The organism is Enterococcus olivae (assembly GCF_053760925.1).
Genome location: NZ_JBSMVT010000020.1, coordinates 1 through 15,132 on the forward strand (window position 1 = coordinate 1; position 15,132 = coordinate 15,132).

Consider the following 15,132-nt stretch of genomic DNA (forward strand, 5'->3'; position numbering starts at 1 on the left):
AAATAAATAAAGAGGCGAGCGATGAGCGGTTGGCAGTCTTTGAAAAAGCTCCTTTTAAGGGGCAGCGAATGGCGACCTCTTCTAGAGGTGATAAAAAGCCACCCGTTTTCACGGGTGGATAATTACTACCATTTGCAGTTGTTTTTGTATAGAAATGCTTCACTACGAAAAAGTTTTGCTTCAAGTCAGCCGTGGAACCAATCAAATTGGCAACTGACCCTAATTCACATTGAATTCTAGGCACGGCGACAACGCAAATCTTTCTCTTCGTTACGCTAAAGGTAACCTTTCGATGACTACTAATAAGAATAATCTCTTTTTCATACTTAGCGAAACGTAACGACAAGGCTGCGACGTCACCGTGCCCAAGAGCCAATGTGAATTACTGGAACTGGTCGCTTCAGCGATTAGTTCCAGTTTGAAGCTTGGCAACCTTGAGACTTCAGGCTCAAGGTGGTCTCACGGTTGACAAAAGCAGACTTCGTTGTGTAGTGTAGCGATTCTAATAAAACAACCACGAATTCAACTCTTTCCACTGCTTACTTCGTATCGATTTGATACTTTTTGATTTTTCGATATAAAGTAGTTCGCGAGATATTCAAGATCTCTGCTGTTTTGGTCATATGGAAATTGGTTTGTTTTAATACACGCAAAATCAAATCCTGCTCATGCTCTGCTTTTGTCTTCATAGAAGCAGATTTATCAACTGGACGTTCATGAAGGCTTGGAAATTCCGTAAGTGTCCTATTTACCGACTGTGCCGCTTCTTTGCGAGGCTGTTCTTGTTGCTGCAGATCGATCAAGGTGACTTCGATCAGCTGGCGAATCTCACTGATCGTCGGTTTTCGGTGACTATAAAGCAAATACAAACGTTCCATAAAATGATTGAATTCTCGGATATTCCCATGCCATGGATATTGCTGGGCGACCTCTTCAATCTCTTTTTGCCAGTTTATTTGCCAACTGTGTTGCTGGCAGAATCGGCGGATCAACGGCAAGATATCCTCTCTGCGTTCACGCAATGGTGGGATCGACAAGGGGCAGACATACAATCGGTAAAACAGGTCCTGTCTAAAACGCTTCTCTTGGACAGCAGCCTTCAAATCCTGATTCGTCGCAGTCACGATTCGAAAGGATACCGGGATTGCTTCATTTCCCCCAACTGGCGTCACTTGCTTTTCTTCTAGTACACGCAGTAGTGCTGCCTGCATCTTTAATGGCATCGAATCGACTTCATCAAGAAATAATGTCCCACCGTTCGCCTGTCGAATTTTTCCCATGTAACCTTTCGGACTGGCATTGGTAAAAGCACCCGGAGCGTAACCAAATAATTCACTTTCCAACAGGTTTTCACTGATGGTCGCACAGCTCAAGCTGATCAATGGATTCTTTTTAAAGGGACTATTGTAATGGATCGTTTTGGCGATCACTTCTTTCCCAGTTCCAGACTCTCCAAAAATATGAATCGGGATCTCGCTGTCAGCAACCTGAAAGACCTGATCTAAGAATTGCGTATAGGCTGTGTTTTGACTCGTAACTCCTGGATAATAGCGATCATTCTCGACCTTCGTAGAATAAAAAGTATAGGTAAAACCAATCAGCTCACCTTCATGATACACTTCCTCCGAATCAAAGAGCCCTTGAAACTGGCGACAAAAAGCCAAAATCGATTCACCGATTTTCAATTGATGGTGCCCTCTCCATTCAGGTGGAAGATAGACGATTCGTGAACCTTCGTCACACAAGATCGCATTCGGCTGATCATCGACAACATAGGTCAACAGTGCCTGTTTATGATCCAGACGTTTTTTTAACAAACGATTCATCACTCGCTCAGCAATCAGTTGGATCACCGCCTGATGGGTGACCTCATCTTGTCCATAAACAGAGACGTCTAGTACAGCGACCAATTCATTGTCGTCAAAAATTGGACAGGCAAAACAGCTCCAATCATGTGATGCAACGGAATAGTGCTCAAACATAGAGAAGCTAGACGGCTTCTTAGTACGTAAGGTCACTCCGATGGCATTGGTTCCTACATCCAGCTCGCTCCAGCGACTCCCTTCGTAAAAACCCATGGTATTCGCATGCTCTTTGGCTCGAGGATTGCCATTTCGCCACAACACATAGCCTTCGTCATCTGTCAAAATAAAGATCGACTCACTCAATCGAAAATAATCAGCAATTTTTTTTGCCTCGTGGTCGACAGAGTCAATAATCGTTTGATTGATCCGTTTCTTGTTGCGTAGCTGCGCACTGGTCAGCAACGTTTTTCCAGCTTTTTGATAGGGATTCACCTGGTTCAATCGACAAATATCCCAGGATTCGGCTACTTTTTCTGGTAGTCTGATAGCAATATTTCCATTGTTTTCAACATACTGTTTCCATAGTTTATCCATGCTTGATCACACCCTTTGGTAATGGATAAAGCCTTGCGTTTTGAACCAACTATCTTTTCTTGAGTTACTCTAAAAAACAGAAGTTGTGCACGCTTACAAATAAAATTAATCATTCAGATCTGAACGACTCTCCATTGTTCATTATACTACAATGCTTCTCGTTTAAACACGGTCTTTCTATAAACTTTAGAAATCCGTCACTAATTCCAAGTTGTTTTTTCGGACTCTAACTTTGACCTTGCTACCTGAAAGAATCTCTTCAGCAATGATCCCTTCAGCAACCGCCGTCTCGATCTCTCTTTTGATCAAACGCTTCAAATGGCGTGCACCGTAGACTGGATTGTAGCCACTGTCAGCCAACCATTCAACTGCTTCAGCATCTAAAGACAATTCGATCTGCTGCTCAGCTAATCTCGCACTGACATTGGCCATCATTTTATGAACGATCTGCACCATGTCATTTCGACTAAGTGAAGCGAAAAACAAAATGTCGTCGATTCGGTTGAGAAATTCAGGCTTGAAATGCTCTGTCAGATTCTGATTGACTGCTACGATCGTTTGTTCATCCAGTTGTCCCTCGTTATTGGTTCCTTTTAAAATCAATTCTGAGGAAAGATTGCTTGTCATGATCAAAATCGTGTTTTTAAAATCAATCAAACGTCCCTGCGAATCTGTCAATCTCCCTTCGTCTAAGACTTGTAGCAGAAGATGGAAAACATCCGGATGTGCTTTTTCAATCTCATCCAGTAAAAGAATCGAATAGGGTTGGCGTCTGACAGCTTCTGTCAACTGCCCCCCTTCTTCATGTCCTACATAACCGGGAGGTGAGCCGATCAGGCGGGAGACATTGTATTTTTCCATATACTCCGACATGTCTAAACGAATCAGTTGATTTTCATCATCAAACAGTTCCTCTGCCAGAGACTTCGCCAGCTCTGTTTTTCCTACCCCTGTTGGTCCAAGAAACAGAAAGGAACCAATCAATTCTTGGGGATTTTGCATCCCTGCTCTTGCTCGTATGACCGCTTGTGTCAAACGCAAGACAGCTTCATCTTGACCAACGACTCGCTGCTTCAACCTGTCTGACAATCCTAAAAGTTTACTTCTTTCGGAGGCGATCAATCGCTTTAGAGGAATGCCCGTCAGACGTTCTACGACCTGTGCAACCTCTGAACCAGTGACCTGAGCTTGGATCAACCACTTTGCTTCATTCAGCTGTTGTTCAAGAGCAGAGAGGTTCTTCTCCAAACTAGGTATTTCCTGATGCTGAATACTCGCTGCTTGTTCATATTGATGACGCAGCTTTGCTTCATCCAAACGTTGCTGTGCAAATTCGATCTGCCGTTTCAAATTCAAGATTTGATACAGCAATTCGATCTCGTGTTTCCAGTTTCTTCGCAAATCATTTAGTTGCTGTTCCAAATCTTGACGTTCCTGCTCCAAGTCTCGTATTGATTCAACTTCTGCATCCTTTAGCTGTGTATTCGCGATCTCAATTTCCAATGCAATCAACTGCTGATTGAGTGTCGTGATCTTTTCAGGAACAGAATTCAGTCGCACTCGAATCGTTGCACAGGCTTCGTCGATCAAATCGATGGCTTTGTCTGGTAAAAACCGATCCGTTAAATACCGCTTTGAAAGTTTGGCAGCAGCTTCTAAACCATCCTCCTCGATGATAATCCCGTGATGCAGTTCAAAACGCTGTCGCAGACCCTGCAAGATTTTTAAAGTGTCCTCGACAGTCGGCTCTTCCACCTGCACTCGTTGAAACCGACGCTCTAAAGCCTTGTCTTTCTCAATATTTTCTCGGTATTCATCCAAAGTCGTTGCTCCGATACAATGCAGATCTCCCCTTGCCAACATGGGTTTCAATAGATTTCCTGCATCCATCGCTCCTTCTGTTCTACCAGCTCCAACGATCATGTGGATCTCATCGATAAATAAAATGATTCGACCGTCCGCCTGTTTGATCTCTCTTAATACAGCTTTCAAACGCTCTTCGAATTCTCCTCGATATTTTGCTCCAGCTACCAATTGTCCCAAGTCTAAACTGACAATGATCTTGTCTTTTAAATTTTCAGGCACCTTTTGTTGGCTGATCAAATGAGCCAAGCCATCCACGATCGCCGTTTTTCCGACTCCTGGCTCGCCGATCAAGATCACATTGTTCTTGGCTTTACGAGACATGATCCGTACGACATCTCCGATTTCAGCAGTTCTACCGATTACTGGTTCTAGCTTGTTTTCCTTAGCAAGTTCATTCAAATTGGTGCCAAACTGATTCAACGCTGTAAATTCAGACAGCTTTAAATCTGTCAAAGTCGTTTCTGAAAGACTCCACTGATCCAAATGACCTGTCAATACAGATTCATTCACTCCTGCTTTCAGAAGGTTTTTTACCATCGGCAGCTCTGGATGTTGGAGAGAAACAGTCAGCAAATCCTCGACCGTCACGCTTTCAGCCTGCCTTTCTTGTGCTAGATGCTCTGCTGTTTTCAAAAGCTCCTGTAATTTCCGACTATTTTTCTGACCATAAGTGACTGTTTTACCATAAGCAATCGCTAATTTTTTTAACTCTAGTTCAGTAGCGCTTTGCAGCTGATCGATCGGCAAGGATAAGCCTCCCAGCAAACGAAAGACACTGTGTTCTGGCTGTAGCAATATCAGCCAGACATGTGCAAGGTCCACTTCTTGATGCTTACGGTCAACCGCTGCTTTCCTTGCCTGTCTCAAGGTTTGACGCAATAACGGACTAAAAAGAAGATTGCTTGAACTATTTTCAGGAAACTGTTTATTTGTCATTCTTGATCGTTTCCTTTCTCTACTATTTTTCTTTACAGCACAGAAAACCACGTCGAGTTCTTCCCGGCGCGGTCTCCCTGCTTCATTCTACTCCTTGCATGTTTTGAACAAGGTCATCTATTCCCGCAAAAACTCTTTCACAGCATCAACAGATAGGGGTTTTCCAAATAATAGATAATACTGTTAAAGAACTCTGCTGAAGGTGTGCCATCCAGGATCTGATGATCGGTTGTTAAGCTCAGTGGTAATTTCACTTTTTCCGTTACGTCTCCTTCTGCAGTCAACGCAAGCTCCTTCAACAAGCCGCCGACACCGAGAATACCTACTTCAGGTGTATTCAATACCGGTGTAAAGTATTCGATCTGCAAACTACCCAGATTAGTGATCGTAAAGGTCGATCCAGATAACTCATCACTCGTTAAGCTACCTTGACGACTACTGCTGGCCAAACGTTCCACACTCTGGCTGATCTGTGTCAAGGTCATTCGATCCGCATCTTTGATCACAGGTACGATCAGACCGTCATCCAAAGCAACCGCCATACCAATGTGAACTTCTTTGTGCGTCACTAATTCTTTGCCATCATACCAAGAATTTACATTTGGATGATCCTGCAATGCCAAGACGACTGCCCGGGTGAGTAAAGCCGTGATTCCCAACGGATTTCCCTTAAGAGGCGAATTCACTGAATCTTTGATTGTTTTCCGGAAAGCCATCAGCTCCGTGATATCTGCTTTACGATGGAAGGTCAATTGAGCGGTATTCGCAAGACTGTTGTACATTCTTTGCGCGATCGTTTTTCTCATTCCTTCAAGTCCCGCACCGATTTGAACTGGAGCTGCTACTTGCCCCTCAGCTGTTTTGGTGGTTGCCACTGGTTGATAGCTCTCCACATCACGACGAGTGATCCGACCATTGCCACCAGTTCCATTGATCAGGGCTAGGTCGTAGCCTTTTTCAGAAGCAATTCTTCGTGCCAATGGTGTAGCAAAGATTCGTTCTCCAGCTTCACGAGTTGGTGCTTCCGACGTTGTTGTCGGAGGTGCTTCAACGGTTGACTCTTCTTCCTCCACAGTTTCCGATGTTTCAGTAGTTTCTGCTGTATCAATATTTTCTCCTGGTGAACCGATATAACCGATCGGTGTGATACAAGGAACTTCTGCGCCAACGTCAGCTGTTATTTTGATCAACGTACCCTCTTCGGGTGCTTCTACGTCGTAGGTTAATTTCTCAGAACTGATGGTACAGATCGGCTCGCCTTTTGTTACAGCATCCCCTTCTTGCTTCAACCATTCATCAACAGTTCCTTCAGTCATTGTTAGGCCTAATTTCGGCATTAAAACTTCTACTGCCATCTATCTTTCACCACCTTTATTATTTTTTTAGATCATCGATCAACTCTGCTGCTTGTTGAAGAACTTTATCAGCAGACGGTAAATATTCTTGCTCCAGATTTGCTGCAAATGGAACCGGTGTGTTTGGTGCGCAAATACATTTGACTGGACCATCCAGATAATCGAATGCTTTGTCACCCACCACCGAAGCAATGTCAGTTGCTGTATTATTATGAGGATTGGCCTCATCGATTACTATCAGACGACCGGTCTTCTTCACAGAATCGATGACTGTTTCCTGATCCCATGGAGCGACGGTGATCAAATCGATCACTTCCACTGACAGACCTTCTTTTTCCAGCTTCTCAGCTACTTCTAAGGCAATATAGACCATTTTACCGATTGTAACGATCGATAAGTCAGTTCCTTCTCGTTTGACTTTCGCCTTACCAATCTCTACGGTATAATACCCCTCTGGAACTTCATCTTTTTGACCATAAAGTGTTTTATCTTCAAAAAACATCACTAGACCGTCATCTTCGATCGAAGACAACATCAAGCCTTTAGCATCATGTGGATTAGACGGTACTACAACCTTGACTCCCGGAATCGAACCAAACATTCCATAATAAGAGCCTGAATGTTGGGCTGCGGCAGACGCTCCTGCCCCATGACAGGTCCGCACAGTCATTGGGATTTTTGCTTTCCCGCCAAACATATACTGCATTTTGGAGCCTTGCGTAAGGATCGTATCGAAACACCAGCCCATAAAGTCATTGAACATCAATTCAGGTACCGGTCTCAACCCAGTAGCTGCTGCACCAACTGCGGCGCCCATATAGCCCATTTCTGAAATCGGTGTGTCGATTACCCGCTCACGGCCATGCTTTTCAACTAAACCCTTTGTCACACCAAAAACACCGCCCCAAGCGCCTTCATTTTTTTCTTCCAAATGGTCTACATTTGCTCCGCCTGCAATGTCTTCTCCTAAAAGAATGACATGATCGTCTCTTTCCATTGCGATGTCTAGACCTTCGTTGATTGCTTGTAAAAATGTAATCTTTCTACTCATTATTTTTTTCACTCCTGTCTTTTTCTCTTAATGGTGTACGTCTGCATACAACGCTTCTGCGTCTGGCAAAGGACTTTCTTTGGCAAACTCAATAGAATGTTCCACTGCATCGTGTGATTCCTGTTCTATTTGGTCAGCTTCATCATCTGTCAGCAAACCTTGACGAATCGCTGACTCACGGAATTCTACAATACCATCGCGTTCGGCAAGAGCTTTTTCATCGCCTTCTTGAGCTTTGTATTTTTGTTCATCGCCTTCAAAGTGTCCATAATTACGGTAAGTCACACATTCAACGATCGTTGGGCCTTCGCCATTTCTGGCACGGTCGATTGCTTCTCCAGCAGCTTGATACACCGCTTCGACATCTTTTCCATCTACTCGAACTCCAGGAATGCCATAGGCGACCGCTCGTTCAGCGATCGTTGGTGATCCAGAAGAATAGTGCTGCGGTGTCGCTTCAGCAAAGCCATTATTCTCACAGACAAAGACAACTGGCAGTTTCCAGATAGAAGCCATATTGATCGATTCATGGAAGGTTCCTTCGTTCGCGGCACCATCACCAAAGAAACAGACGGCCACACTGTCTGTCTTCAGATATTTATTACGCAGAGCGGCGCCGGTCGCGATCGGAAAACCACCGCCAACCATTCCGTTGGCACCGAGCATCCCTTTATCGATATCAGCAATATGCATCGAACCGCCCTTACCTTTACAAAGACCGGTAGCTTTTCCATAGATTTCTGCCATCATGCCATCCAAATCACAGCCTTTAGCGATACAATGTCCATGCCCACGGTGCGTACTAGTAATATAATCTGCATCTGTCAAATGAGCACAAACGCCGGTTGCAATCGGTTCTTCACCTGCATACAAATGGACAAAGCCAGGAATTTCTCCTCGTACAAAAATCTCATGAACTCGATCTTCAAAATTACGAATGTCTAGCATGTTTCGATAAATCCACTGTGCTTTTTCTTGACTGATCGGTTTCACAGCCGTTTCTTCTTTGACTGCCACCTTCTCGATCGTTTCAGTCTTTGTTTGTTTTTCTTCATTTGTTTTCATATATATCCTCCTCGTATATCCTTTAGTTGTTGCTTTTAAGGAAAGTCGACAAATTATTTATTCATGCAAGGCTTTGAACAGTACACTTTTGGCTGATTCACCCATAACTTCACTCAAAGTAGGATGAGCAAACACCATGTCGGCTAGTTCATGGACCGTTCCTTCTGATTGCTTGATAGCTAACGCCGTATGGATCATTTCGGTCGCATGTTCTCCAACGATCACGACTCCTAAAATCTGCTGGTACTGCTGTTCGGTGATGATCTTAACAAAGCCTGTCGTTTCTGAAGCAGAAATCGCTTTGCCATTAGCAGAAAAGGGTAGCTTGCGGACACTCACTTGATATCCTTGGGCCTCTGCCTCGGCTTGATTCAAACCAAAACTGGCAATTTCAGGCGCTGTATATAAACAGCGTGGAACCAATTCTGCTGCCAGCGGACGTTGCGGCTGTTGGCGAATCGCCTGCACTGCTCGCAGTCCTTCCTCACTTGCTACATGAGCAAGCATGTAGCTATCAGTCAAATCTCCAATTGCATAGATATTCGGTTGGCTTGTCTGATAGTGATGATCGACTTTTACAAAACGTTGACCCTCTGTCAGCTCCACATCAAGCTGTTTTGCCAAACTTAAATCCGGTTTGCGACCTGTTGCTACTAGCAGTTGATCAAAAGCGATCTTTTCAGATGTCTGTAAGTCGATCGTCTCTTCGGTTACTTGTTCGATCGATACATCTGTATGGATCTTGATCCCCATTTTGATCAATTGCTGCTTCACGATTTGACGAGCCTCTGGATCTTCTGTCAGCAAGATATCCTTGGCTACTTCGACAACCGTGACATCGACGCCTAAAGGTTTCATTGCAAAAGCCAATTCGATGGCTATGATCCCACCACCGATGATCGCCAGACGGTCTGGTAATACATCACGGTCAAAAAATGTATCTGTCGTATCGAAGGCTATTTGATCCAATCCTTTGATCGGTGGCACAAAGGGTTGGCTGCCTGTTGCTAGAATCAGATGTTCATAAGTCAATCTTTGGTCGGAAATAATGACTTGCTTTTGATCGATCCTGGCTGTCCCCTCATAAAACTTGATCTGATGTTTGCTGAATAAATGCTGGATCCCTCCTTGTAAGGTTTGGATCACTTGGTTTTTGCGTTCCACTAATCGTTGAAAATCCAGCTCCTTCAATTCATAAGTGATTCCAAACTTACCTGCTTCCTCGGCAGACAATACCCAGTTGGAATGTTTGATATAGCTTTTAGAAGGAATACATCCTACATTCAAACAAGTTCCCCCAATGGCTTTTTTCTCGATAACTGCAACTTTCATTCCATATTGAGCAGCCCTGACGGCAGCAATATAACCGCCTGGTCCAGCACCAATGACAATTAAATCATAGTGTGCCATACTCACCATCCTTTCTAAAAATTAATCGTTGATCCATATTTTTCTATTCCTTCAACTTTTCATTTGCTCCTTTCACTCTTCTTTACACTTTATATTTAGCAAGTACTGTGCCAATTTTCTACCACTTGAATTGTAGGCGTTTCCAACTTTTTGTATCAAAAAAGGAGTGGAACAAAACGTTGCATTTTGTTCCACTCTGATACAATCGTGATACAAAGTAGTTGTATGTTACAACTTGATACTTTGTTCACAATACAAAAAAAGAAATGGTTTGTCTCTCGTACAAAACAAGAGGCAAACCATTCTGTCAGCTAGATAAAACCCCCGTGTAGGTTCAGCTTCACCACTACTAACTCTTTATTTACTTATCCACATTTTTATTTTCGTCCAAATTTTTTTCTACAGGTTTCACAGAATTTTTCGGCTATTTTCGACAAGAAAAACGTTTCATTTGGTCACTTGTTCCGCTTTCAACCTTTTGTGTTTCATTATTCTCGTGAAACAATAAGAATCAATCAAAAAAGTCAGTTGTCAAACTGTATTGTTTTCCTTCAACGATGTCGTATTGGATCAGTTCGTATTCTTGATAGATCTCTTGCTCTTCCTGACTTAAGGACAATTCTTTTTCCCATACATCCTCTTTCAAATACATTCCTTTTTCAAAAGCAGGCAACACTTCCTCTAATTTCAACAATAGCTCGTAAAATGCGGTAGTTCTGATCCCACTACGTTGAAACAAGTTGGGTGCAAAATAAAAGGGACTGGTGATCTGGTCAACTTCATAAGACCAATCGTTTTGAGAATCCCACATCAAAAATTCTGTCTCTCGTAAAGTAGTTGCTTCATTTTCTTCCTGAATCTCTTCAGAATACAGACCCGGTAAATGATCGCCCCAAAAAACAAGCAATGTCCTTCTTGGCAATGAGTCTATTTGTTCGATGAACTCTTTTAAGAAACGACTGCTGTAGGCAATATCCTGTAAATAATTCTTCATACTTTCTGTATTCATACCGCTGGCACTATAGTCCAAATCCGAATATTTTCCTTGATACGGCATATGGGTCTGCATCGTGACCAAATGGATGAATTGTGGATCCTCACTGTTCTCAAGAATATCAAGAATTTGATGATAAGCAGCTTCATCAGAAATATACGGATTGTTGTCAATCGTGTCCCTATAATGCATAGAATCCTGATCAAAGAAATAATCGAAGCCAAGTGTATCGTAGACGTCTTTTCGTTTATACATCGTAGTGTCATACGGATGGATAGCGATCGTATCGTAGCCTCTTTCTTTTGTTAACGAAACGAGCGAAGGAATTTGATCCATCTTGGGAACCAGCATCGTGTAAGGTGTCGTCATTTGCGGATTGAACAGCTCCATTGAAAAACTAGTCAACGCCTCAAATTCGATATTGGCTGTGCCGCCGCCATAATTTTGAGAGAGCATTTTGCCACTGTAGGTTTGCTGGGCTTTTTCATAATACTCAGCTAAAGGTTCTCCCAATACCTCGATCCCGGTCAAATGATCTGGATCAGAGAAGCTTTCACTCATGACATAGATAATATTTGGCTCCTCAGTCTCCGATGATTCACTCTTTGTTTGATATTTTTCGGCAATCTTTTCAATCGTAGCTTCTGAGTAGCCCTCTGGTTCAGCCATCGCTTCCACTCGTAGATTAAACAAAAAACCGCCAACAAATCCTGTATTATAGTAATTCATTTTTTGTGAATAGGGAATCCAGAGTGCCGAACGATTGTAGGCTTTTCTCAAAAGATTGGCTTCGTTGTTAAAATGACTGATGTAAAGCAGTCCGATGATACTCAAGCCCAGTGTGATCAGTCGTAGTCGCTGTTTGTTCTTGTCTAAGCGAATACTGCGATACAACTGCCAGAAAAACAGTGCGATCGCCCCAATGATCGCCAGAAGTGCCAAAAGAAAAGGTAGGGTACCGATCATTTCTCTCAACAGTCCAAATTGAGTGACCATTTTCAAGTCATCTGGATAAATAGGTTCTTGTCGATACAACATTTTTAAATAGGTTGCGTAACCTAAAAGACTAATAAACACTCCATAAAAAGTTGCCCCAGCAATCAGTGAACCTGCCAAGCTGGCTAAAAATAAGTACAAAATCAACAGTACCAGACTACCTAGAAAAAATTTTTCTGCATGCCAGGAAAAAGCAAATTTGAGCATCAGCTCCGTGGACAAGTTATTCTGACACCACTGCAAATATAAATTGCTCAAAATAACCCCTATGACGACGAGGAGTCCGATCCCCAGATAACGTATCACAGGATGAATCTTCTTCAAATAAAAACCTCCTTTTGTTCTCATGTAGTTTATTGTAATCTTCCAGCAACCGAAAGTAAAGAATCCTGAGAGCTAGAGAATAATCCCTTATCATTTGTTTACAGTCACCTTTTATTAGAGCTGCTACTCTTCGTTACGTTCATATTTTCAATCATAAATAACATTCATGATGAGGAGGACTACAGACTCACGTTGCTTTTAGGACTGACTTGAATCAGCCCCTCTCCTAAGTGAAACAATTAAAAAAGAACCTTATGAAATCTATTTTAAACCAATGATTTCATAAGATTCTTCAATTTCTACTATTCAAAAAATAGTAAATTTTGGCTGTTCACGCGGTAGTTTAACTATTTCTTATTTCCAAAAATCGTCAAAACGAGTAATTGGTAGATGGCGTTTGTGCTCGCCTTTTTTCCACCAATTTTCTAGTCTTTCTTGTGCTTCGCTGGAGATCGTCTTCCCTTCAAGGTAGTCATCGATCTCATCATAGCGTAGTCCCAAAGCCGTTTCGTCAGCAATCAATGGCTTGCCATCTTCCAAATCAGCTGTTGGTGTCTTCGTGTAGATTTCTTCAGGCGCTCCTAGCTCAGCCAACATTTGTTTTCCTTGGCGCTTGTTGATGCTCCCTAGTGGCAAAATGTCGGCCCCGCCGTCACCAAACTTCGTGAAGAAGCCAGTAACATTTTCTGCCGCATGGTCTGTTCCGATCACTGCACCGGAATATTCTCCTGCAATCGCGTACTGTGTCACCATCCGTTGTCTAGCTTTCATATTTCCTTTATTGAAATCTGAAACACTCATACCGACTTCTTCTAAAGCGGCAACCTCTGCATCAACTGCCGGTTTGATGTTTACCCGTAGTTGACTGTCTGCGTTGATAAATTCCATCGCACGTTTTGCATCTTCCTCATCTGCCTGCTCACCATAAGGCAGACGGACAGCAATAAAGTGGTAGTCCGCATCGTTGGTTTCTTGACGTAGTTCTTCCATTGCCAGCTGTGCCAAACGACCCGCCAATGAAGAATCCTGTCCTCCACTAATTCCCAGTACATAGGTTTTTAGAAAAGGATGTTTCTTCATATAGTCCTTCAAAAACTCTATACTTTTGCGAATCTCCTCGTAAGGCTCGATCGCTGGTTTAACATTTAGTTGTGCAATGATTTCTTCTTGTAAACTCATATTTTCGTCCTCCTTATTCCGTTAATTCCCTGACTTGCTGGCGAACCTTATCCATGATCGCCATTTTATGATTCCAGCATTCTGTAGACAGATCTACTGGGTAAGGCTGCGGATTCAAATCACGCTTGTATTCCTCCCAAAGTGAATCTAGACACTCATGAGAATAAGCTTTGATGTGTTCAAGATCCGGCAGCTCGTAAATTAGTTGTCCATCAATAAATATATCATGCAACAATGGGCGTGCCTCAAAATCCGTGACCGTTTTATTGATGTAGGTATGGACCGGATGGAACATATAGATACTTTCCTGCTCGACCGGATTTTCATCCCACAAAGTCACATAGTCTCCTTCTGACTTACCATCAGATTTGCGAGTAATTCTCCAAACTTGCTTTTTACCTGGTGTCGATACTTTTTCAGCATTGCTTGACAGCTTAATCGTATCCATTAATTCCCCTTGGTCGTTTTCAATAGCAACCAGCTTGTACACAGCTCCTAATGCCGGTTGATCGTAAGCCGTGATCAGCTTGGTTCCTACCCCCCAAACATCGATTTTTGCCTTTTGCATCTTCAAACTCAAGATCGTGTTTTCATCCAAATCATTTGAAGCGTAAATCTTCGCTTCGGTAAAACCAGCTTCATCCAGCTGCTCACGAACCTTTTTGGAAATATAAGCCATGTCACCACTATCGATTCGGACCCCAAGGAAATTGATTTTATCTCCCATTTCTTTTGCCACTCTAATCGCGTTTGGTACACCTAATCTCAAGGTATCGTAAGTATCTACTAGAAAAACACAATCCTTGTGCGTCTTAGCATAGGCTACGAAGGCATCGTAGTCATTCCCATAGGATTGAACAAGTGAGTGAGCATGTGTACCGCTCGCAGGGATGCCAAAGATTTTCCCAGCTCGGACATTACTTGTTGCATCTGCTCCGCCAATAAAGGCTGCTCTTGTACCCCAGATCGCTGCTTCTAATTCCTGCGCCCTTCTGGAACCAAATTCTAACAATGGATCTTCGCCGATCACAGATTTGATACGTGCTGCCTTTGTTGCAATCAATGTTTGGAAATTCACCATGTTCAATAATGCCGTCTCGATCAGCTGTGCTTGTGCCAAAGGACCCTCCACCTGAATCAATGGTTCATTGTTAAAGACTAAATCTCCCTCTTTAACCGAACGAATCGTACAGGCAAACTCAAAGTTTTTCAAATAGTCCAAAAAATCTTCTGGATAGCCACCGATCTCTCTCAAGTATTCGATGTCTGTATCTGTAAACTTCAACGTCTCAAGATAATGGACCAAGCGTTCCAGTCCAGCAAAAATGGCATAACCATGTTTGAAAGGCATTTCTCTAAAATAACATTCAAAAATGGCATGCAGATCTGCCCGTCCTAACTCCCAATAGGTTTGCATCATATTGATCTGATATAGATCCGTGTGTAAGGTCAAACTATCATCTGTATAAGTTTTTTGCATACCGCAGTAACTCCCTCATTAAATTCTAGTACTATTATAACAAAAAAAGTCGAAAACACCTAAAAAGCGACAGAATA

Annotated in this window: 9 protein-coding genes; all 9 read right to left on the minus strand. The window is 42.8% G+C overall.

Going from position 1 to position 15,132, the window contains the following annotated elements; translation table 11 throughout:
• Positions 1–539: 539 nt before the first annotated feature.
• Positions 540–2,399 (minus strand): sigma-54-dependent Fis family transcriptional regulator, encoded by a 1,860-nt coding sequence (locus tag ACWODM_RS11830; protein ID WP_455321580.1) that lies wholly within the window; start codon positions 2,397–2,399, stop codon positions 540–542.
• A gap of 186 nt (positions 2,400–2,585) precedes the next feature.
• Positions 2,586–5,201 carry an ATP-dependent Clp protease ATP-binding subunit gene (locus tag ACWODM_RS11835; protein ID WP_455321581.1) on the minus strand — a complete coding sequence of 872 codons (2,616 nt, stop codon included), beginning with the start codon at positions 5,199–5,201 and terminating at the stop codon, positions 2,586–2,588.
• Between the two features lie 137 nt (positions 5,202–5,338).
• On the minus strand, positions 5,339–6,556 hold the full coding sequence (locus ACWODM_RS11840) for a dihydrolipoamide acetyltransferase family protein (protein ID WP_455321582.1): 1,218 nt from the start codon (positions 6,554–6,556) through the stop codon (positions 5,339–5,341).
• A gap of 19 nt (positions 6,557–6,575) precedes the next feature.
• On the minus strand, positions 6,576–7,607 hold the full coding sequence (locus ACWODM_RS11845; protein WP_455321583.1) for an alpha-ketoacid dehydrogenase subunit beta: 1,032 nt from the start codon (positions 7,605–7,607) through the stop codon (positions 6,576–6,578).
• Between the two features lie 27 nt (positions 7,608–7,634).
• Positions 7,635–8,672, minus strand: a complete 1,038-nt coding sequence (locus tag ACWODM_RS11850) for a thiamine pyrophosphate-dependent dehydrogenase E1 component subunit alpha (protein WP_455321584.1) — start codon at positions 8,670–8,672, stop codon at positions 7,635–7,637.
• Positions 8,673–8,729: 57 nt separating this feature from the next.
• The gene (gene lpdA, locus ACWODM_RS11855; protein ID WP_455321585.1) at positions 8,730–10,082 is read right to left on the minus strand and encodes a dihydrolipoyl dehydrogenase; all 1,353 of its coding nucleotides are present in this window, start codon (positions 10,080–10,082) and stop codon (positions 8,730–8,732) included.
• A 511-nt stretch (positions 10,083–10,593) separates the two neighbouring features.
• A complete protein-coding gene (locus tag ACWODM_RS11860) occupies positions 10,594–12,420 on the minus strand; it encodes an LTA synthase family protein (RefSeq protein WP_455321586.1) in 1,827 nt (608 codons plus the stop codon).
• 330 nt (positions 12,421–12,750) lie between these two features.
• The gene (nadE, locus tag ACWODM_RS11865) at positions 12,751–13,575 is read right to left on the minus strand and encodes an ammonia-dependent NAD(+) synthetase (RefSeq protein ID WP_455321587.1); all 825 of its coding nucleotides are present in this window, start codon (positions 13,573–13,575) and stop codon (positions 12,751–12,753) included.
• 13 nt (positions 13,576–13,588) lie between these two features.
• Positions 13,589–15,055 carry a nicotinate phosphoribosyltransferase gene (locus ACWODM_RS11870; RefSeq protein ID WP_455321588.1) on the minus strand — a complete coding sequence of 489 codons (1,467 nt, stop codon included), beginning with the start codon at positions 15,053–15,055 and terminating at the stop codon, positions 13,589–13,591.
• Positions 15,056–15,132: the final 77 nt, after the last annotated feature.

Bases quoted from the DNA above. Each gene is read 5' to 3' on its own strand.
- ACWODM_RS11830 (WP_455321580.1), bottom strand. From the start codon at position 2,399: ATGGATAAACTATGGAAACAGTATGTTGAAAACAATGGAAATATTGCT.
- ACWODM_RS11835 (WP_455321581.1), bottom strand. From the start codon at position 5,201: ATGACAAATAAACAGTTTCCTGAAAATAGTTCAAGCAATCTTCTTTTT.
- ACWODM_RS11840 (WP_455321582.1), bottom strand. From the start codon at position 6,556: ATGGCAGTAGAAGTTTTAATGCCGAAATTAGGCCTAACAATGACTGAA.
- ACWODM_RS11845 (WP_455321583.1), bottom strand. From the start codon at position 7,607: ATGAGTAGAAAGATTACATTTTTACAAGCAATCAACGAAGGTCTAGAC.
- ACWODM_RS11850 (WP_455321584.1), bottom strand. From the start codon at position 8,672: ATGAAAACAAATGAAGAAAAACAAACAAAGACTGAAACGATCGAGAAG.
- lpdA (WP_455321585.1), bottom strand. From the start codon at position 10,082: ATGGCACACTATGATTTAATTGTCATTGGTGCTGGACCAGGCGGTTAT.
- ACWODM_RS11860 (WP_455321586.1), bottom strand. From the start codon at position 12,420: ATGAGAACAAAAGGAGGTTTTTATTTGAAGAAGATTCATCCTGTGATA.
- nadE (WP_455321587.1), bottom strand. From the start codon at position 13,575: ATGAGTTTACAAGAAGAAATCATTGCACAACTAAATGTTAAACCAGCG.
- ACWODM_RS11870 (WP_455321588.1), bottom strand. From the start codon at position 15,055: ATGCAAAAAACTTATACAGATGATAGTTTGACCTTACACACGGATCTA.